This is a genomic window from Vibrio sp. 10N.286.51.B11 (genome assembly GCF_041469245.1).
Taxonomy (GTDB): Bacteria; Pseudomonadota; Gammaproteobacteria; order Enterobacterales; family Vibrionaceae; genus Vibrio; species Vibrio crassostreae_C.
In genome coordinates, this window is record NZ_JBFRKI010000007.1 from 240,167 (window position 1) to 263,286 (window position 23,120).

Annotated in this window: 5 protein-coding genes; all 5 read right to left on the bottom strand. The window is 43.7% G+C overall.

Going from position 1 to position 23,120, the window contains the following annotated elements:
• Window positions 1–256 precede the first annotated feature (256 nt).
• Window positions 257–5,215: a sacsin N-terminal ATP-binding-like domain-containing protein gene (locus AB4154_RS03775; RefSeq protein ID WP_372122234.1), complete on the bottom strand. Its 4,959-nt coding sequence runs from the start codon at window positions 5,213–5,215 to the stop codon at window positions 257–259.
• Window positions 5,216–5,302: 87 nt separating this feature from the next.
• A complete protein-coding gene (locus AB4154_RS03780; protein WP_372122236.1) occupies window positions 5,303–10,357 on the bottom strand; it encodes an Eco57I restriction-modification methylase domain-containing protein in 5,055 nt (1,684 codons plus the stop codon).
• Window position 10,358: 1 nt separating this feature from the next.
• Window positions 10,359–13,241, bottom strand: a complete 2,883-nt coding sequence (locus AB4154_RS03785; RefSeq protein WP_372122237.1) for a DEAD/DEAH box helicase — start codon at window positions 13,239–13,241, stop codon at window positions 10,359–10,361.
• A 132-nt stretch (window positions 13,242–13,373) separates the two neighbouring features.
• Window positions 13,374–19,790, bottom strand: a complete 6,417-nt coding sequence (locus AB4154_RS03790) for a DEAD/DEAH box helicase (RefSeq protein ID WP_372122239.1) — start codon at window positions 19,788–19,790, stop codon at window positions 13,374–13,376.
• Window positions 19,791–23,111, bottom strand: coding sequence for an STY4851/ECs_5259 family protein (locus AB4154_RS03795; protein WP_372122240.1), 3,321 nt, complete (start codon window positions 23,109–23,111; stop codon window positions 19,791–19,793).
• Window positions 23,112–23,120: the final 9 nt, after the last annotated feature.

The following is a 23,120-nucleotide window of genomic DNA, read 5'->3' on the forward strand; positions in this document are numbered from 1 at the left end:
TTCGTTGTCAAACTGGTATAGGCTTTGGTTTAGTGGCTTATCGCAAAATTGGCACATGATATTTACCTCACTTTAGTTATCTATACAGACTATTGCGAGACCTATGCCAATCACTAAGATACTGAAAATAAATGAATTTTACCATAAACAGCTTAGCTAAACGTAATAATAATTACCAAATGTAATAAGTATTACCCAAACACCGAGAGCAATAATATGTGCTCGGCGTTTGAGAAATTACTAGGGCTAAAGATATTTAAGCATCCAACCAACTTAGATCTTCTAGCACCTCTTCAACAGTTTTGAACTCCCAACCTTGAAACCAAGGTTTGTCATCCCCTGTATAGACCCCTTTTTTGTGCTTCGGCCAAGCTAGTTCGAGTTCACATATGACTTCATGATAGGGATCTTGTAGTTCAAATCCCACATCTGGCATACCAACTCCAACCTCAGCACATTTGAAGTACAAATCTTTATGCTTTTGACAGTAGAAAAAGTCTTCATCAATCATTTCTTCCCCATCATCGCACTCTGCAGAACGTTGTCTGCCTTCACTCGATGAATTTTCAAAAACAACAACTTGTTCCGCTATGTGCTTCCAATTTGAGTCAAAACAATAAGCGTCTATTTTTTCTGCTGGGTTTATTAGTTGATAAAGTTTAGGTTCATTGACCACGTTTTCTACCACTATTAACCAATAGTTATCAGCGTAGTCTCGGCACTTCTCCATTTGAGTGTTTGAAAGTGCAAAACCCATCAGGCTCCAGGTTCCGAGCATACCTTTTACTTCAACAAAATAAGTCTCACCTGTTTTAGTATCTGTTGCTCGAATATCAAAGCCTGGATTATTGCCACCTAAATGCTCAACATCAAAACCCTCTCTCTGTAGCCATTTCACTACAATAACTTCGGCTTTGTCGCCTACTTTCTTGGCACGCGCCTTTTTGTCCTTATCACTTACTGATTGATGCTCATTTTTCTCCACATAGCTGACCATACGGTAGCTTGGTGACCGAGAAGACGTGCCATTTACCTCGTTATCATTTTGCCAACCCTCGCCGGACGATGCTCTTCGGCCATTAGAGTGCTTTCTTCCAGCTGTTGAACCTTGTGAGCTTTCTTCCCGATTGGGCTTCTCTGATGTGTTAGAACCCGCTCCTCTTGAACCTTCGTCAGTACCTTGAGAGTCAAATCGATTCGAACCGTCATTACTAAAAGCGCCACCACCCATAGAGGTACGCGAACCACCGTTGGGTTCCCCCTTATTTTCAGAGTCTTCGTTAGGATCTTCAGCGGAAAACTCATTGAAATCCGAATTCTCCCTTTCTTTACGAGTCCTTGTTTGATCATCAGAGCTATTGTCGCTGGAATTAGTATAATCGACCGTATCCTCGACTTCGGTCTCGTTGTCTTTCGCCTTAGATGGATCGTCATCTTCCGTTTGACGTCTAAGTGATTTGATTATCTGAACTTCTTTTTTAGTTAAAACATTCTCCCAATGCTTCTTCTCAATTCGTTTATCAAACCGCCTACGACTGGTCACATTTAACAGAGGCCGAATGTGGTCTTGTTCCTCAATGAATGCTTTTGTCACAATCAACTTGCTAATCTCTTCGGCTAAATCATCCACGAGATCTTCGGTATCTTTACCTGCGACGTTGTAAAGCAATACCGCTTGCTCATCATCGAATAGAACTTCTACGGAGTCATAAGCAACACGATCGATCAGCTCATAGGAAACCGAAATATCTTCTGAAATACAGTATTCGTTGACTGTTAGCAGATCAAAAATCTCTGGTTTGTTGTACCAATCTTCCACTACCGAGCCAGACTTGGATAAATACTGTTTATAATAGTAAGCAAGCAACAGTCGGCTATGGCTAGTCAAAATAGGCTGAGGGGGCGAAGTTAACTCTGCTGTGTCTAAGTCAACTTCTCGATACACTTCTTCACTTACGCCCTTAAGGCGCAGTGCACTATACAAAAGATCAAAATCAGCGTGTGTTTTGCCTCGAGTCCGCCAAAAGAACTCAACCCTGCCTTCAAAGAGCTTGGCAACTCTCCTGTCATCACTAATGTATGTAGTGAGTCTGCTTTCCCATCGATAGTTCTGTGTAAAACAGCGAGCTTGACTAACAAACTCTTCAAACCACGGTTCAAGATTATTAATACCTGTTACTTTTATATAAGAAATCAGACGTTCATAGATAGCAGCCAACTTGTTTCGAACATTTCTGCTTTTATCTTTATCAATAACTGGCAAGGTTTGAAGATGAAGCCACGCATCTGCAAAACTCCGAGGCTTAGGGTGCTGAGAGACTTTTACGGTGTTCAACCAAAACTGCGTTTTGTAGTCTGGATAGACATCTGACAGCCAATGAAACAGCTGTCCTAGCACCTCTTTTTGCGATTTCCAAATCGCCTTTCCTGACTTACACCAATTCCGCTCTCCTGAAGGGCAGTAAATCAATGCTTCTTTTGCAAACAAATTTTCAAGGTCGGAGCCCGTGTCGGCAAGTCGGTCATAAAGCTTCATCACATCGTCAACATTGGCCTCATCATTATGGGCTGACCAGCTTCTCAACACTTTTAACACAGTTTTAGAGTTCACTTCAGAGGCCACTCCTAGCTTCTCGGCTAAGGGTTGGCTCAAGGTAAAGTCATCATCTAAAAAGTTGACAGCATTCCCATACAGCTCACGGCTCCCTTGAGTGGCGATGAAAGTTTCGTCCGGCCTTTTTAATCCATTTTGTGTCGGCAGCCATTTACTATCTTTGAGCCATTGATAAAGCTCACCATCTGCTCTCTGCGCGTAGCTGGTTCGATAGAAATACCTAATTAAAATGGGGCTCAACAATTTGTTTTCTAATGCAACTAACCATTGAACAAAAGCCTTCCCTAACGCTTTACTTGAAAAGGCATCTGGAGATAAGCAAACTGCAGGTAGTTTGTAGCAATCGGCCCTAATCACACCCGTAGAGTCTAATCCATCAATCTTATTTCTTAAGTAAGTTTCATAGTTGTCACTGAAGATACCTTCAGGTAGTTGTGTACGACCATAGCGGGAGGATTTCGTTACCGTAAAAGTCTTTGGGAGCGGAGTCGCAGATACTCCAACAGCGCCATAAAAATCACCCTTGTTTACTTTTTCGAACTTATCGAACAGTTCCAAATAGTCATTTGATAACACTAAAAAGTGCTCTTGCTCCTCTGAGTTAAAAAGAGTTTGCCAGACAAAAGAGCTTTCATCCCCCTCAGGCGTGACTAACTGCTTTTCTTCTTTTAACTCGAAGCTTCCTGCTCGGTTTTTGAAAGGTAAATTTTTATCAAGAGTTCTCTTGGTATGGTCATTGAGGCTAAACCAATGCTGAACAACAAAATAGTTCAAGTTCCAAAGAGATTCATGTTCTATTTCCTGCCAGTGATCCTCACAAAATGGCAACGCTACTTTTGCCAAGTACTCACTCTGGCTTAAAACTTCAATGTCGAAGTACTCTTTGACGAATGCCAACGTACCTGGTTGTTCTTGTAGTAACTTTTGGAAAGATGTCGAAATTAAACCGTGATTAGTCTTATGAGATGGTGTTGATAACACTGGATACTCGATATGAGTATTCGATGACAAAAATAGCGCTTGGTTATGGCTGGAAAACACTCCGTTTTCGGTAAGAAATAATGGTGCCTGATGCAAAAGCTCTAGCCCATTGTCATCGGTCTTGTAATGAAATTCGTCATCTTGACGTGATAACCAGTGGAGCATGGAAACAAACCAAGCTTCAGGCAGGGCGGTTAATTCAACTTGAGCCGCGTTTAGATAGCTTAATATCTCTTCTGCATCGAGTTGAAGCTCATGAAATTGTCTCAACAACCGCTCATAAGGTCTTACGGATTGAGACAAAACCCTAGCCGGTAGTATGTCTTCGTTACTATTTAATCGTGACAGTAAGTCAGTCACTTCTTCATCAGCAAAGCAGATATCATTTGGTAAGTTTCTCATCCCTGTAAGTGAAGGAATGAAAGAAGTTTGTTCAAGGGACTCAAGAATTTTTTTGAAAATCGGCCGCAAAAATTCTTCGGTGCAGTTGTCAAGATGTGGAATTTGAGAAAAGTAATCAGCTGTCTTACTTTCTACCAATAATCTGGATAGTGATTCTGAGGCAAAATCAGCCACCTCATCACGCATCCAATGGTTCCATAGCTTGTCCACTAACACGGATTCACGACTGGCAGGCAATAGAAAATCTGCGTTTACGAGAAATGGTAACCCTGTATGTAGCTCTGTTGGCAAATAGGCGTAAAGCTTATGATTTGGCCTCTCCTCTGGCTTAAGATCTTTTCTAAACGCAATACAAAGATCGCGCCTAACAACACCGTCACGCTTCTCTTCAGTTAGAGTAGAAGGAACATCAATCGACTTCTTGACTACCAAATAGTCGGTTGATTCGATAGCCTCCCCCTGCTGGTTTATCAAGGTTGTAACTGCACCATCTAACTGCTTCGAGTAACGACGTAGCTTGCCATCGACTCTTACCGTTAACTCATCAAGCTTATTGAGAAAAAGTAGTATCGACGCATCAAGATTGTTCAGTTCATGCTTGATCTTTTTCTGGATATCGCGCTCTTTATCTGCCCTTAGTGGCAATAGGATACAAGTGTTGTAATCCTGCAGTTTCTTTTGCACCAAGGCAGGAACGCCATCAACCCAATATGGGATGATGTAACCAAGTCCTGCGACATCATCTTTATCTTTAAACAGAAAGTGATAGCCATTAGAAAAGATATGGGGGCTTGGAGATACACTAAAGACCGACTTAAAGCCGATGCCCTTTTCACCAATATAACCCGCATCTTTGTTGCCTGCCTTAGTTGATTTACCAATGGAAGAAACGGCCTTGATGTTTTTGATATTGAAGCCAAGCTCATTGTTAAAGATAGCGAGACAACCGTTCGAACCATCAGTCCCAGTTGGATCATACTCCAACAGTTCAAAATGGAGTTTTGGTGCTACTCCCTCCTCGTAATGGTTGTCTTCGGCGTTTTGGATGAGCTCAAAAACAAAATGAACGTCTTTAGAGTAGAGCTGTTCGGAAATGATATTGACACTGTTATGCAGATCAGACTTCGCATCTTCTTGAAGCATGCTTTCGCCAGTCATCTCATTAAGCTGATATTTGTCTTTTCTAAACTGTTGCAACTCTGCTTTTTGCAAACTCATTAACACTTCTTCCTTAAAATGATTTCCACCACCGCATAAAGAATGAGCCCATCTATGGGCTCAAACTCATCGTGGGATACACAATATCTACTTTACCAACGTTTTTTCAGCAAACCGGCGCTCAAACTCTGCCCATACCATCTCGCAGTCCTGCTCTCGGTCGCATTTATCGAATGGTGCCACATACTCGATAGTGCGCTCGACTGGGCCACCTGGCTGAGTGTCATCCATATAGGTTTTATAAACCTTACCTGATTTCAGTTCTCGGATATCTTCCCAACCTAGCTGAAGGTTAGCGCCAGTCAACGGCTCGAGTTTTGAGCCTATACCTTGAAAACGGTCTGAATAGACCCCTTCTTTGATAGCTGTGGAAAAAGCATTCTTCTTGTTGAACTTACGATCTAGGCCAACACCAATTAAACCTTTGGACGAAGTAAACACGATGCGGCCGGTTTGGTCGTACCACGTATCCGCCTCGTACTGGCGCATTACTGGGAACTGAACACGGTAGATGGTTTTCAGCTCTTCTAAGGTCATACCCAGAGCCATTGCAACCAGCACGTCAATTTCGACCAACGCCTGACGACGAGCGTAATCTGTACGTAGCGCACAATCTCGATGCCATTCAGGGGTTAAGTTTTGGAAGAAACTATTAGGTAGGCGGGTGTCCTGTTTTGCCCACCGTTCCTTTGTAAAATTCTGCAATGAAAATACTTCATACCATAAATCCTTATAATCAAGAGTGAGAGCATTTAAACTCAGTGCGCGAGAGTAAAGCGCTGGCTTATAAATATCATCATTAAGAACCGGAAGCTGATTAATTAAAGAAATATTAGCGTGTCCTGAACCTGTACTTTTCACACGAAAGTCAACGGGTATTGATACTGTATTACAGTAAAAACTCATTAAATCATCAACTTCCTTAAATATAGTCGTTAAACATGTATGTATATGCCCAACTCCTTTCGGAATAATAGCTGAAATCATTGTTCGCTCAGAAGATGGTCCAATCATTTCACGATTCACAAAACGATAGTAATCCGTCACTGGACGCGGTTCCGGCTTACTTACAGGATCTGAACCCTCAGACTTCCATTTAGCCAAATCCTTTTCATCAACCCATGGAACCCTTGGCGTACGCTTCAGATACTCTTGCTCATCACATGCTGGGGCGTAGTTTGTACGCGGGAGATATTGATCACTAATGGTTGTTAGATCAATACCATCATAGTCACTACTCAAGTTACACTCTGCTCTAGGGGTTTTATAGAACGGAGTACCTACAAAGAAATGAGGACCAGACACCACCCACTGGTTAGATTTGTCTACAAAAGTAGTCAAACGATCTATCGTCCCATCCTTCTGAGCATTCGTTTCATGCCACATTTCTAAAGAAAGATAGTCATTAGACAAGTCAGACAACTTCATTGATTGGGAAGCGAACTTTTCAAGAACAGATAACAATTGCGAAGAATGCAATGCAGGTAGACGAGCTGACAAATAATGAGTACCTGTTTGGTCATAAAGCGAAGCAAACAACCTCAACTCATTTTCACCAACAGCGAGAATCCTAGATGAGTGAGCTTTTACGCTCCAATTGACACCTACTTTACCATCAATAGTTTCGATGTCTTTTAATCCAGGAACAGGCTCGTCACCCACATATTGATAACAAGTATCGATTGTGCTCGGGGTAAATAAATTTGCAATATGCTCAAAATGAACTTCATCTCGATGCGGACCATAAACGTTTATCGAGTACATCGTCGCATGATGTACTTCAGCAAATAGACTCATCTCATTATGAAACTGAAAATGCGCTTTAAGTCTTGGATAAATTAGTGATCTTAATTTACCCCCCTTAGGATCATCATACGTCCCCTCTGGATGCAAGAAGCCACTTACTCCGGTTTTATTACCGATACGCCATGCTTGTGGCAAGAAACATTTATATAGGTTAGTTTGAATCCCCTTTAACTCTGGATAATTTACCAATCCGTTCAGGAAGTTCTGAGTCGCAGAGGCTTCTTCAAACTCTCCATAATAGTTTTGCTCAAGCATTGGCAGTCTTTCAAAAGTCTCTGCTCTTAACGTGTTTAGCTTTGATGCGGAGAACTTACGCAGCACAAACTGAGGCTCGTAATCCCCCATCACGCCACCTTCTTGCCACTCAACTTTCAGCCATGGTGGGTTACCAAGGATCAAGTCAAAACCACCATTGTCTGCAAACAGATCTGCAAACTCGAGCTCCCAATGGAAAAACTTATAGCGTGTTGCCAGCGTATCGACTTTGCGTAAGCGAGGAAATACATTATATAGGAACGCCTTATCCACCACACCTTTACTGTCAGTTGTGAACAGGTCTTGCGTATTCTGGCTACCTTGTTCAAACATGGCCATTTGACCTGAGCTTTCTATGGTAACTGACTCTGTCTCAACATAGCCTTCAAGGACTTGTTCCAACTCACCAAAGTACTCAGCTCGACTTGGCAGGTCGTTGGCACCATCAATAGGCCAGAACCAAAGCGCACACCAGTAGTCCATCACCATTTTTAGACGTGGATAGACTGAGGCACTCGATTGTTGAGACTGAGATAGCAACCTATCTTTATCGCTGGTCGAGCTTTTTTGCGCAGAGTTGCTGGAATCTGGCCAAACTTTTAGCGCATCAGTAGTAATACCACGTTCTTTTCGACGTTGTTCTGTGTGCTGCTGCCATAAGTCATCAATTTTCGCTGAAATGCGCTTTAGCTGCGCGACTTCATCGAGTGTTAATGACTTCACAAAGCCTTTGCGCCATTCATTAATGGTTTTGATTTCGAACTCTTTCAACGCTTTGACGACTTTATCGTTGTAGTTCGCCATGCCATTGTCTGGCAGAAGGTAGTGATATATCTCTTGTTCATTACGTTGCTCACTATGAGCGAGGCGTTTAGGTTCACTATTAAGCCAACTTGGGTCTTTAGCTTTTTTGTAGCTTAGGTCACCCACCGAGAACACTTGACGACGCGCACCAATCAATGAGTTACCGTTATACAGCTGATATCCAAACCAAGGTACAAACGCCTCATCACTGATGGCGTTCAGCCAAAGTGACACCTCTGCCAGCTCGACCGCAACTGGGTTTAAGTCGACACCGTAAACGTTGTTGTCAGCAATAAACATTTTCACTCGTTGCAGTTCACGAGTGTAGTTTTCTTGAGGGATCCGAACGTCTTCCGCAAGTTGTTTAAGTTCTAGATATTTTTCTGCCAGTTGGTTGATCGCTTCGTTCAAGAACGCCGCACTACCCATTGCAGGCTCACATACCTTTAGCGACAAGATTTTATCGGCCTTGGCGTGCAAGCCCTCAATCGGCTCTATCTGTTCTTTGTACAGCTCTTTGAGCGCATATTTCACTAACGATTGAGTGAGTACTTCGGGAGTATAGTAAGAGGCCGATTTCTCGCGATCTCGCCCTGCCATACGGTAGATAAAACTGCCACGGGGGTGACATTTAAGCGTTCCATCTTTGTTGAAGACTTTTTCATCTTCTGTGTATTCTTCCAACTGCGCAGCTGAGACGAAATAGCCTGTCTCAAGTTCATTGACTTCTTCTTTGGCCTTTTTGACTTCATAAAGGTCAGTTTTCGCAAAGAAACCTCGATACGAAAGTAGTGCCTCATAAACTGCGCCTAATTGGTTAATACCCAATTGTGCGTAAGAAATTCGACCACGGCGTTTACCCTTGCCTTTTCCTTTGGCATTACTTGGGCGACTCAAGGACATGAGTTCAATGACACGCTGCAGTGTCTCGTTACGGAACACGACCTTACTCAAATTAGGCATTCGTTTGGAGTCAAACAGATGACTCTCTAGTTTGCGAATTGAAAAGCTATGAGTAATAACGTGTTTTGCATCGCTATCAAAGAAGTCGGTATCTTGCTCACCATACTTTTTCGCCTGACGAGCGTCTTTCTTTTGCTTGCCGCTGAACCCTTCCGATACTAGACGGAAAAGCATTTGAAGGCTGTCATGAATGTAACGACCATTACGCGACTCTTCCGTGGTCAAATCAACCATTTCGAGTTCGCGAAGCGCTTCTAAGCTGTAGCCTTTCAAATAGGTTTCTGAGTCCGTAGGTGCGTACTGTAACTCGGGCCGGGCTTCGATATAGAAAAGAAACAACATACGATACATATAGCGCAAACACTCAAGACTGAGTTGATTTGGGTCTATATTGTTTTGGCCATCGTACGTAAAGCCCTTTTCGATGAGCTGCTTCGCGGCCTCGTCACCCAGTAATTCAATGGACTCACGTAGTGCATATTTCAGGTCTTCCGAAACAGCAAACGCATGCTTGTGTGAGTTCTCATCTAAGCTATCGAGGAGGTTCTGACCTTGTTCAGGGCAAATCGAATCTTTATGCAACAGAGCAGCCGTTGCCTTTAATGTCTCTACTTCTTTTCTGCCCAGGATTTCCTCAAAATCAAAGCGCAGGAGTCGGTTTTGCGCCCATTTTGTTCGGTCTAACAACAAGCATTGTCTGTTGCCCAGCAATAGGACCCACCTTGGTGGCTCTTCTGCGCTAAACACTTTCTTGGAAATAAGATCCTGCCACGTTAGCGCATCTTCGTTATTGCCTAGTGAAATTTGCTTACGGTGTTCTTCATTTATTTCAGCGAGCTGACTCGGTAACAGCGGCAACGATAGTGGATCGGCACAATCATCATTAGACAAATCGTGTGCTTCCACTATCCAAAGTAATGGTGACCCATTGGTATCTTGATACGCCGACAGTACTGGCAACTCCCCGCCCTCAATTAATACTTGAGTCGGTTTTAGTGCATAGCCTAAGGCTTCAAGAATCGGTGTCCAACGACTACGCTGGTTGCTTAGCCGCTTCTGCTCTGCCTTGATCTCTTTGTGCTTGTTTAGTTCGCGGAAGTACTCTGTTGAATAACTATTTAACGCCACATGTGGCGCACGATAGCCGGTACTAGGGTTTCCACCCTTGTCACGCTCTTGGCGCTCCGCTTCTCTAGCTTGCGTTTCTTTTTGCTGCCATACATCCAATACACCACGGATATCGGTGACGAAAATCTCACTTAGATAATGGTGTGAGTAGAAGTCATTTTCGTTGTAAATACCTACAAGTGCCATTTTAATAACCCTCTGTGCCGGTTAGAACTGCCACTACCTGGACGTATGGCGTTGTTTCCGTTGTCATGGTGTCTTCAATCCAATGTAGATATTCATCAAAGACTTGCTCAATCTCTCTTTCACGCTGTGCTTTGCGATCCTGAACAACTTTCTGAGCTTGTTTGCTATCGTCAAGATCCAGTTCAAGTTGACGCAGCTGCTTACCCTTCAATGCTTCAAGTTTCTCTATTTGATCACTCAACTTCTGGTTAAGTTGCTGGTCAACGTCATCGCGCATTGCCTTAAATTGCGGAAGCGCATAGTCAATAGCTTTAGGCAGCAACTGAGCCTGGCGTTCACTATTACGCTCGCCCCCTGGGTTAGCCAATGAGCTAACGTGGAACGGGTACTTTTCTACAAAGCGTTCGAACGTTTCAATACCGCAAAGCTCACCCTCTTCAAAACTGACCACCAGCCATGGGTTAACCATTGGATGAGACTTACGATTTGGGAACAAGCCGGACAAAATAAAGTGGTCTTCATACGATTCGAACATCTGTGTCATACGCAACACTGGGGCCTGATGACGACCAAACACACTCATCATTTTGTCACCGAGCCATTGAGCAACCGGGTTGATCTGCCACAAATATTGGATCGCTGGCCAAGCCGTTTGCTCGCTTCGGCAACGAACGATCTCTTGATTGATAATATCGAGTTTATTACTCAACCTAAGCGTATATTTATTCTCTTCACGCGGTTGAATTTCGGGTGGTAAGAATTTGAACCGCTGACGAAGATCGCGGGGCGCAAACAGCTCTAAAACACCATTTTTGTCCACATCAAAGATTAGATTTTTATTGGAATCTGTATGTTTCAGATATTTTAGAGCGTTTTGGCAATAATCAAGGTCATCCTGATACAGACTGATCTCTTCATATTGACCCGTTTCATCCTCAGATACTGGTGAGTCATCAAAAAAGTCGGCAAAAATATCATCGTCATCATCGCTAACATTGCTGTCATAAAAGCTGTCGAGGTAGGCTGCGGAGTCGAACTCTACGTCACTGTTTAACATGACGTTAGCAACTTGATATTCTTCGTCCTCTTGAGAATAGGCTCTGGTAAACTCAGAACTATCACCGATGTTCTTTTGTGCCTGGTCGTCTTTTTCAATCAGAACCTCTAAAACACGCATATCACCACGGATGCGTTGGTTAGCACTCTCTGTAAGCATGTAACGGATTTGTGGTTGATGCTGTTGGCCATAACGGTCAATACGGCCATTACGCTGCTGGAATACCATAAGTGACCATGGCACATCAAAGTGAATCATTTTGTGACTTTGGTGATGAAGGTTGATACCTTCAGAGGCCACATCAGAACACACTAACAGCCGAATCTTCGCGCTTTCTTTTCCGAAGTCTTCAACGACGTCCATGATTTCTGTATCTGACATACCACCATGAAGTTGCTGAATAGCATCTTCTTTCAATCCGAGATCTTGTTTAAGGTTTTGGTAAAGAAAATCCAACGTTTTCAGGCTTTCAGTAAAGATAACCAAGCGATCATCGGCTTTGTTTTTCTTCCACTTCAAGTCTTTGTTAATTGTAGATAGCAATGCTTGGTATTTACTGAAACTGTGTTTATCTATATTCCGTAATGAGCTTGCCAATATTTCTAGTTCTGAAATATCTTCTTGGAGCGCCAAATCGTTCTTGCTTTCCAAACGTTTGATTCGATTTTCAACCGTAGACAAACACGCCATAGGGCTAGAAAACAAGGTCTTTTCCAGTGTCACTTTGAAAAGGCGGCTGCTCTTGCGCTCGCCATCCATACCTTTCAAATGACTTTCAACCAATCGACGGTAAACTTCTTCCTCTTCGATACTTGCTTGCGCGTGAATGCGCTCGATATTTCGGTCAGGAAACTCACCCGCCATTTGATCTTTAACGTCTTTTTTAAAGCGACGAACGATAAGGTTTTTATCTTTGAAATCGTCATAGCTATATTCGCTCGGGTTCGCGATCGCCGTCGCATCGAGCATATTCATCAAGCTCGCGAAACTCTCTGGTTTACCATCGTGTGGTGTTGCAGAGAGCATAACCAAAGTATCGCTACGACGGGACAACAACTTCGCTAGTTTACTACGCTGAGATTGACTTCCGCGCTCCGCAACATTATGAGCTTCATCAATGATGATGATGTCCCAATAGGCACTCTCTAGATAGTGTCGGTATTCCACATCTTGCTTGATTGTATCGATGGATATAATCGACTTATCATAATAGTGGAACGGGTTGTGATTCGTTGGGATACGATTGCGAACCTTCTGCAAGCCAGCGGAATCTAAACGAGTTAGCGGAATCGAAAAACGGCTCCAAAATTCTTTCTGGAATTGAGTCAGCATTGATTTGACAGCAAGCACGAGTATACGTTTACCCTTACCGCGCCTGATGAGCTCAGACACCAAGATACCCGCTTCGAGTGTTTTACCTAAACCTACGGCATCGGCAATAAGAATACGTTGTCTCGGTTGGCTCAATGCCATTTTTACAGGGTCTAATTGAAATGGAAGTGGATCCATTGCGGCTTTATGACCAAGGTGTACATTTTCATCAGTCGGAACACGCTGCCTTAGCATGCTTTCAATGTACAGTTTGGAAGCACTATAGGCTGAAGAGTCATCTTCAACCAATTTAGTGCTTTTGGGATCAAGAATTTCGACATCACCTTCTAGCACGGTTAGAAATCGCCCTTCTTTACCACGAACTAATTCGGATATGCCCTCACAGGTGATCAAGTGACCACCATCCGAGCTGTGATCCACTTTTTGAATTACCCATTCTGCATCGCGAATGACAATTCGCATTCCCGGTGCATAATTAATTTGTTTTTGTGCCATTGCTTTCTCTTTTTAGGCTAGCCATAGACGCTACTGACGTTGTCGTCATATTATGAGATTTTGAACACTGCCTCTATGGCAGAGGCAGTGAAAACGAATCAAACGGTGATTAATGCAGCAGAATGTATTGAATTATCCGTTAACTCCGATCACCAAATAGCTTGAAAGAAAATTTGGCGCCACGAGTTTGTAGTTCATTGCCGCCAACCGCTCAGCTTGGGTCTCGGTGTCGACAAAGAAGTCAAACTTTGCATAGCCATCGATCTTCCAAAAACCCAACCCATAATCGAACAAAATATAGCCAACGGTTCCATCAATAAACTCAATCGAAAGCTCTCTGGCATGACCGATTTCCTTTTTACGAGGGTCACCTGCACGGAGTGTTACGGTTCCTTCCCAGCTAGCACCAAGATATCCTTCGGATAACAAGCTGCTAATCACACCTTTTCGATCGCTATCTTCACACCAATCATTGAACACTAGTTGCTGGTTGCTTGTACCGCTTTCGACGCTGTTTGCTGATACAAACAACTCAGCGTTGTAGCAACCTGTTATCTCGTTGAGTTTGGTGATGATTTCACCCAAGATTCGTACCGTAGATGGACTTTTCAAGAAACGGTCGTTATAGCTGACTTTTTTGATAGCCACACCACTTTTGATTTTGTGCATCAACGGTGGATGATTTTTTTCAATGAAGCCCCAAAATACAGTTCCGAATTCATCAATGTTACTGTCCAGTTGATCTTGAAAGTCGACACGCACATCTGCAGATCCATTCAAAATTTGAAATGATTCAAACTCAACCGATTGTCCAAGGTTTGCCATTGCACACTCTACCTGTCTTGCAGATACAACAATGCCTTGATGTGTGCTTCCCCAGCTCTCGTTGAGTGCTGTATAGGAGGTTTTATCGGTCGCCCAAACCTTGTATTCAGCCCCCTTGTCAAACCAAACAATACGTTTACCTTTATCAGTGTCTAGGTGTTTCTCATCAATGAGTTTTAACTCAATCGGGTTTCCCGGAAGATTCTGGTAGCTAGAGAGTTGAGCTTTAACTGTGTCATCTAAAGCCTTCATGTCTTTTTCCGTGAAGATGAGCTGCACCTTGCCATTAAAGTTCATTGCATAGCGAATAAGATCCTCTGCTAGCGACCATCGGTCAAGTTGCCATGCCTCTGTGTTACCGGAGATAAGAACACCACAGCGCTGTACATTCCCCTTACCCAATTCCAGTCTTACACGATCAACCAAAGGAAGCGTTTCGAACTGACTCTCATCACCTAGATACATGTGTTCATTCGAGAGTTCAAATCGATTGAGCATCAATGGACTTACCCACTTCTGCGCCGCACCATGGTCTAATTTATCAACGAAAAATTGAGTGTCATAGCTAAGGAGGCAATGGTGACAGGCTGCATCACAACCGCAAGAGAGAACATCTTTCGCTAAACCGAAGACTGATTTCCAACTCTCAGCCAATTGAATCGAATAACCTGCACCACCAGCTGTTTTATCAAAAATAAACAGTGAATAGGTAAATTCACCAAACTCATCTTGTGCTTGCTGAACAGACAAACCTAATTCTGAGGTTTCAACACCCAAATGTCTTGCCAATCCCTCACGAAGCGCTACGGCAAGAGACCAAGCTTCTGTCTCGTTTGTTAATGGCGTACCATCAATATCACGGAGCTGAACCTCCATAACATCAGTTTGAGCACTGTAACCCAACTGAAGATCGACCATTACCGAACCATGACACAGCTTGGCTTCTCTACCCTCGCCATCATTAACACTCTTACCACCACGGAGGCGATAATGTGTATTTTCTAACTCTGGCTTAACTAAAGACTTGGCTTTTCTACCTTTAATTGTTTGGGAATCGGCTCTACCACAGCTCAAACATACTGAGTATCCCTGACCAAACTCACCATCTGAATAATGGTAAAGCTCTCCTTTACTACTAAAGCGATAACGCCCCATAGTTGGATCAGGCAGCGGTAACCACTGGGAAGCAGGTAATAGCACTCGTGGCTGTTTGTAAGGCATTTGACGCGGTTGGTTCACATCATTATGGGATTGGTAACGAATGTCCGTTGCAAACCCAACCGGTTGTAAGTATCGGTGAATGTCATCTTGCTTCAGCTTGGTACCACAATGGCTACACGCGGTAGGCCAGGTTTGCTGAGTTGAACCAGCACCACAACTTGAACAATGCCAAAAGTATGGTAGATGTTGCGAATCACCAGACAGCTCTTGTCCAGACGCTAATACCTTTCCTAGCATCACCCCACCACTTCGATATACCTTACCTCCAAGCACTACATCAGAGCCGGGAGCATACTCTCGCAATGCCGTCGGTAAATCTCGGCTAGGTAAACTGGCGAAAGTTCTTGATGATTTCTGTTCCGTGTCTTTACCAGAAATGTCTTTGGTGTCTTTGGCCGTAATTTTGCTCTTGCTAAACTCAAGGTCTTCGATGGTTTTGTAGTTAAAGTCGACAACGCCAACCGGGAATCCATGCCCAGGCAAGAACGCTTTCGTTGCCAGTGTAGAAATCAAGTACGCTCCACGGAAATCCCTCAACTGAAACAACACTGACTTACCTGCTGGCGACTTCTCCCAGTTTTTGTCATCATTTTTCAGCTGCTCTGCATTGTCTAGCATGATACTAAGTTGTTCTTCCCAGCTATTTTCTACGAAAGTAATCGCATCCAATACTCTGGAAATCAGCGCTTTTACAGACAGGTGTGCAAGAGATGTGCCCTTGATGATTCGTTTCACATCTTTTGCCCAACGACTTGAATCCCCTTGAACAGATAAGTCTTTTAACCACAAGATGAAGCGGTTGCACTGGCTGACATCACCTTCAAAGAACCACTCACAGTTAAGGCGCGTTGCATCTTTAGTTTTTTGATGTAAAAAACTCCCCAAGGCAAACGCATTCACATGGCGTTGTACAATAGACTCACTTTCCAGTCTCACTTGAGGAGGCTGACAACTCATAGTGAAAGGCCAAAGGGTATTGTGAAAGACCTCCATGCCATGAGCTGAATTTTTACACAAGGTCACCGCTGCTGCCGCTGTTTCCCCACGACGACCAGCCCGACCAGCTCTTTGAAGATAATTGGCAGGCGCAGGCGGAACATTATTCATCGCAACCAATGACATGCCACCAATATCAACCCCCATCTCCATCGTTGTAGAGCAGTTCAGTACGTTTACTTTTCCTTCTTTGAAAAGCCCTTCGTTATTTTTGTTTACCTCGGCATTTTGTTGAGCCGAATGTTCTTCCAGTCGATACCATGACTCTTTCATCGCGATACGGTCACTTCGGTTTGGCCACATATTCGCGCTGCGAGCCGAGAGCACCTTGCTATCACTCTCTAGCCAATCCTGACGAGCTGATTTGGGAACAAGAGAATCGTCGTCATTGCGCCAGTACTTTTTAGGCAGTAAAGGCATGTCTACTTGATGTGCTTTGAACACATCCCGTAAGTCTTTATTTGGTAGATATGGTGAATAGCCACACAGTGTTACATCCAGCGCTTTCCTAGTATATGGACAAATCCATACTTTTTTGGGTGCAGCGAAGGTCACTTGCGATTTCAAATCAAGTTGATAACCAGTTTCCAATGGATGCAGAAGTGGTTTGAGGTCGTTCCAGGCACTCTTCATTAGCGAGTTAACCAAGTCTTCCCAGTACTTGTCTCCCTTCTGAATTGCTGGAAATGCAGCCATTAACAGCTTAATGATGCGGTTTAAGGCAACAGCCCGAACCATAGGCCATAGTAGATCACGTTGTTGTTCTTTTGCTTCGACACCCGGCCCTTTAAGAATTTTCCGTGGGAATTTGGCGCCCATCCAGCGTTGATAGTGCTCGTTATCAAAAAACACTGCGCTATTTTCACGAATGTAAAAGTCCAAAATTATCTTGAGTAGGTTACGCCACTCAGAGACCTGCTCTTTTGGTTCTGTCACCAAAGCCTTCCATTCCGTTGGCACCTTCAAGACCTTTTCTAGTGCTGGATATTGCACAGATACTAGGCCTAAGCTTTCAAGCGACCAAGTTTTCTTCGGGCGTCGTCCAAATTCTGTATACAAACTAAAGTCTGCATACTGTTGTTTACTCAAGTTTAATCCCGACAAAGCATTTAGTTGCCCGCGCATGGTATCAACTTCTGCGCCGCTATTAGCTAACTGCTGTGCCATATTCTCCCATGAAAGCACCGCTGCTGATGTTTTCCCTGTTCCGGATAGTAGCCCTTGCAACGCATCAATGTACTCAGGTTTACCCATCATATTTAATATTGGGGCTAAGCCTTCTATAGCAGTTCGCTCTTCAGCTGGAAGATCTTCTCCAGATAATAACTTTCGAATAGGTGACGCAGTGGGTGCCATCATTGGATTAGCTTCAAGTTCCGCACATAACTGATCAACGAGGGTAGTATCTTCAGGAGATTGCCCAGCGTCACCATCTGTTAACTCATGATATGTCAGCGTTCTCATGGTATTTCTATCGGCATCTTGCTGTAACCGAGAAGAGATTCGCGCTGTACCTTGTCGAGAGTCAGTAAATGTCAATAAGCGCTTCCCATTGCTTGGATTCATTTGCTCAGCTTTTTTTGCGGGTGTTGGTGAAAACTCAAGCATTGTAGGTATCATGTCGCCGAGGAAAAAAGGCGCACCAAGCCGTGCATAGCGAAATAAGCCGCCGTTCTTTGACTCTTTCTCGCCACAGCAGCCACAACGAAAATGCGACCTGGTATCCCCATCTTTTTCGGATTGAACTGGCGCAATAAGAGAGATGCTGATCGCATCACCTTCATCTGGGTTTAACTTATTTAAGTTGCTCTGGCTAATTCCAAGATTCCAATGGTCGCCGCCTTCGCCGATTAGGCGTTCAAAGCCTGTGCCTCTGGTTTCTTCATCGTCGGCCTCATCCTCTGGCTGTTCGAGATCAAGTACAAACTCATCTTCATCCAAGTCCATAATTCTTGCACGAAGGTAGTTATTGCCATTGTGAAGGGTCTCCTCACACGCTAAATAAGAAGTGCCACAACCATGACAACTCACGAGCTCGAACACAGGAGCACCGCAAGCGCAGGTATTGCGATGTTCACTATAAACTTGACCAAAATACCAGTCCTCAGAATCGAGTGTCGGATGCTTTACGGAACAATGTTTATTGCTACAAGCCCAGAGCCCAGAGGTGGTTCTTTGGTAAGCGTGCATGCGCAATGGTACAAACGCATCTTCCGCCTTGGCAAAGGTCATCAGATCAAGCACTTTCAGTAACTGCGATATTGTTATTTCAGGTTCCAACGTTTTAGCAACACTATGTAATGTCGATAGTTGGTATGCTGGCATAGGCTTAATCGACATCTGGTCCAGCACCTTTTGATCATTAGCGAAAACCTGTCGCAGTAATCGAGTCAAAGAGTATTTGTTCAACTCTAGGTAGAGTTCTTCACGGCTTTTTGTCGCCAAGCTTTCCATATCATTCAAAGGAAACGTTGGGATGGCGATATCAATATCCGGCAACTGAGGAATATCTCGATATCCTCTGATGACTTTTACTTTTTCATCAAGCTGTGACTCCGATACGCCAGCCAAATCCCCCAGATAACGAGCTAGTTGTCGATTCCCTTTTTCTGTGTCTTCACCAATTGTCGCCGAAGTAGCGATAATTTGAACTTCATTTTCTGTGCCTGGGCCGACTCCAAATGCCTGCATTACGCGACGAAGTAAGAGTGCGAGCTCTGCGGCTTGAGAGCCAACGTAAGTATGCGCTTCGTCCAAGACTATGTACTTCAGCATACCTTTTGATTGCTGTAGGACAGGCTCATCTTCTTTCCTAACCAACATGTATTCCAGCATGGTAGCGTTTGTGACAAGAACAGAAGGCGGATTATCCCAAAGTTCTTCACGGCTGAAAATTTGCTCTGGATTTGTTTGTTGGTCCTCTTTTACCTTAGAGCGATAGCGTTCCGTTTCACTGTTAAACAATGCAAAACGAATATCCCCGCCGAACGCTTGTGTCCACTCAGATAGCCTCTCTTTTTGACTATTGATTAGGGCGTTTAATGGATACAAAAACAAAGCTTGCGTGCCCACCAACTTAGATTTTTTCTCATTACGTTGCCTAACCAAGTCTTCCAGAATCGGTACCATGAAACTTTCGGTTTTACCCGAACCGGTACCACTACTGACCAGCACGGATTTTGACTCATTCAAGACAGCATCCCACGCGGTTAACTGATGCTTAAACGGCGCTTCTATACCTTTCAGAACATCAACAAGGTGCTCTGAAAGCAAATCCCCTTTAAGACTAGACATCGACTTTGCAGCTTGCTGCCATGGAAACATGGCTTCAAACACAGGGTCAGCCATCAACGCGCCATCACTACCTGGCTCTGAAGACAAACTTTGGCGAAGAAATGATGTTAGCGCTTTGCTTCTAAATGCATATTGACTCACGACAGAGCGCTCAGCCCTTGTCTGAAGCTGTTCCAATAGCGGTGCGAATTCAAGATGTGTTCTTTGTTCCATTTACTTCACCAAGTTTTTTTGAAAATAGTTAAACAGCGGTCCAAGATGCTCAGGAGCCTGCTGATGGACCAAGTTTAAAAGTGGCTGTACGAGCTTAAAATTCTGTTCTGATTCTGAATCTAAAAGCGTCAATGCGGCAGCGACTAAGGTATGGTTGACCAAAAATTCTACTCGTTTGTCATAGTTCTTAGTTGACCAGTGCTTCATCACCGCCTGTTTAATTTCAGGAGTGCCATCAAAAGCACTGAAATAGGCCGACTTTGGAAACCCCTCCATACGCGGTAGCTTATCAACCAAACGAATTAAGTCCTGCCACGCTTGTTTTGCCTCTTGCTCTGATACCATATCGATACTTACAAGCGGGTGGTTGTTCGTTGATGATATATAACGTATTACTTTTTCTATGCCGATCCGGACTCTCCAATCCCTAACAGATAGGGCCCTCAATGGAGTGTCCATCATTAACAACATTTGCGGAGCGAGGCCAAGGCTATTAGTACAGTCCTTCTCGAACGCGACAATGGCTTTTGACCAAGCTTCTAGAGGAATACTTCCCCAGCAAAAACCAAGCTTATTTTCTAGATCCCAAATTCGATCTTGTATTCCCTTAAATATTGAATGGAAAAGAGTCCCTAACAACAGGTGGTCTTGTTTCGATAACACAGCCAAGATTGGGAAGCAGCGTGGATCAAATGTTGCGACTTCATTCAATAGACTCGCAAACTCCAACCAACTTTTGGAAGCCATTGAATTACCAAACTCTCGAATTAACTCTAATGCTGCACGCTCGTCAATAAAGGCTTTCTGCACAGGTGTGAGAGCTAACTGCTCATCACTACCGGATGAATGCAACAACTGATTTGTTACTATTTTTCCATCTCGTTTTCCACATACCAACCAAGCACCTGGTGCACGTCTTAAGACATCATTATCAATGACACCTTGTTGGCTTATTTCTAAAGAGAGTGGCTCTTTGCCGTGGTTAAACAACGCATATGCCTTAAAGGTAATACCATCTTCTAGTGAGTTAAGGCAGTCAGGTGATAAACAAATCGTGTTTTCTTGGGCGTATATTTGAAGCGGGTATGGACAAGCTTTAACTACTAAATCACTGCACCCAACACCATAAACTCTCAAGTCTACAGATTCATTCTGCTCAACACTTGACAACAGCGTCTTTAATGGTTCTTGTAACGCACTTAGGTTGAATGATTTGATTGACTCACTCGGCTCGGCGAGCATCTCAAATTTCGCCTTAACGAGCTTCTGATTAGAGTGGATTAGCTTAGATGTCGGATCTTCGATCTCAACAAAAAACCGGTTATCTCCTCCTTCAATCTGCACGCCTTCAGCCCTTAATCCAAATAGCTCATTAACCGTAAGAGATTTTCTTAACCGATCCGCCATTCCTGTTATTCTGCAGCCTTGTGCAGGAAAAGGGATTGTCAAATCGGTAGGCTCCATGCCAGGCCAACTTAAACTAAGATTTAATGGCTGATGATTCGGCACTTTAGATGTAACCGATAACAACAACACGGAGTTGTCATATTCAGTTGAAGTAAACGCGAACTGTCCTGCATTTAAGTCAGCCACTGTTACATCGCCAAAGCCTAAAAATTTAACACACCCAGACTTTTCAGAGTTCGCAATCAGCTGAATTTGAGCTTGCTCGGGAAGTACCATACAACGAGTACTATGTAGTACTTCGTTATTTACAACTTGCCGGATCTCCAATTTCCCCATGGGCGTTGCTTCTGAAAAAGAAAGCCAGCTCGCTACTCCGCCACGTAATTTTCGCCAATATAGCTCTGCTTCATTTACACGAACATACTCATTGCCGCTTACCTTGTAGATTATTGGCGTTCCTCTAAAGATAGGGTATTTGCTTGTAATATTTTTGAACGACGCGCGACCAAATAGATAGTGAGGAGCATATTCTTGCTCCTGACCAGTTTTAATGACACAGCACTGACCATCCTCTAAACGAACGGTATAGTTTCCAGTTATCGGGACAAGAAAGCGGTCGCTTCCATCTAGTATCTCGGGTATGCCGAGCTCTCCATCAGGATCAAGCATTAACATGCTGTTGGACATTGGCATCGCTAGATAAACACTTTCAGCCGTAGTCGAAAGACTACCTACACCGATAAACCTAAGTTCATTAGCATACTCATTTGTCGCTTCTAGTACCCATGGTAACTCGTCTGATAACTCGACCCCTCCAGATGGAACATATGTGCCTACGTGGCTGGTGCCATCAAATAGTTCAAAACTTATTTGTTTTAGTGCACTAGTTCCCGTTAAGACATTTCTCCACGCAGGGTATTTTTCAACAGTCCACTCTTGCTCTTTCCCTTTCGACAACAAAGCAATCACTTCACTATCTCGCTCAGAAACTCCTCGCAATGTCAGCCTTGTTGCCTTACTAGCAGGATCAAGATTAAAGAATTGCTCTAGTGAGCCATGTTTGAGATGTAGAGGTAGCTTATAGCTAGCTTCACAATACCAACATTCATCATCATCATTGAGCCATTCTCGCTGTACTTTTAATGTGGGCTGATGACTATGGCTGCGTTCAGACCCTGAATATACCGCACGAGCCAATACTTCAGCTCCCAGCTCATCCATCACAACTGGTAGCTGCTTAAACCAATCAGGCTTGAATTTTCTGATCTCGTTGACGGTATCTGTACGATAAGCGTCAGCTTCAGAAGCAAGCTCGTGAAGCGCACCACAGAATTCTCCTGCTAAAGCAAATACTGTTTTGTTTCTCAGAGACGTAGGCAACAGGTCTTCATAGTTTTCTGCAATCTCGTTACTCTGCACATAATGGTTTGTGTTTTGCCGGATACCCGTAAGTACTTTTTTAAAGTAATTGACTAGTGCGCCCTGGTTGTCTTCCATCATCCTTAGTGGAAGACCACCTTCCAAAACTAGGGTCAAAAGGTATGCAGGTTTGTTTCCTTTGGTTCGTAATGGACGGTTCCAATACTTAAGTCCGCTTTCAGTAAGGTAAGATAAAGTCGAATTGGTTAATTGAGGCCAGTTCAAAGAGTCTAAGACATCACACCAACGCACATGCCCTGTTTTATGGTTTCTACGAACCCACTCGGATACGTACAAGCAAAAGGCTTCATGTACAAAAACAGGCGCTTTTTTACCATGCCCCATTTCATCCGACTTTTGTCGTAGAAACGATTGAATTTTTTCATAATTTTCATTGCTACAGCGATAACTGTATAAGGGTCTACCTGGAGGTGTTTCAAAGCCCCCACCCCCGAATACATTCATCAGAACACTATGCAGTGAATTAACAGCCATTTAACTACC

Bases quoted from the DNA above. Each gene is read 5' to 3' on its own strand.
- AB4154_RS03795 (WP_372122240.1), bottom strand. From the start codon at position 23,111: ATGGCTGTTAATTCACTGCATAGTGTTCTGATGAATGTATTCGGGGGT.
- AB4154_RS03780 (WP_372122236.1), bottom strand. From the start codon at position 10,357: ATGGCACTTGTAGGTATTTACAACGAAAATGACTTCTACTCACACCAT.
- AB4154_RS03775 (WP_372122234.1), bottom strand. From the start codon at position 5,215: ATGAGTTTGCAAAAAGCAGAGTTGCAACAGTTTAGAAAAGACAAATAT.
- AB4154_RS03790 (WP_372122239.1), bottom strand. From the start codon at position 19,790: ATGGAACAAAGAACACATCTTGAATTCGCACCGCTATTGGAACAGCTT.
- AB4154_RS03785 (WP_372122237.1), bottom strand. From the start codon at position 13,241: ATGGCACAAAAACAAATTAATTATGCACCGGGAATGCGAATTGTCATT.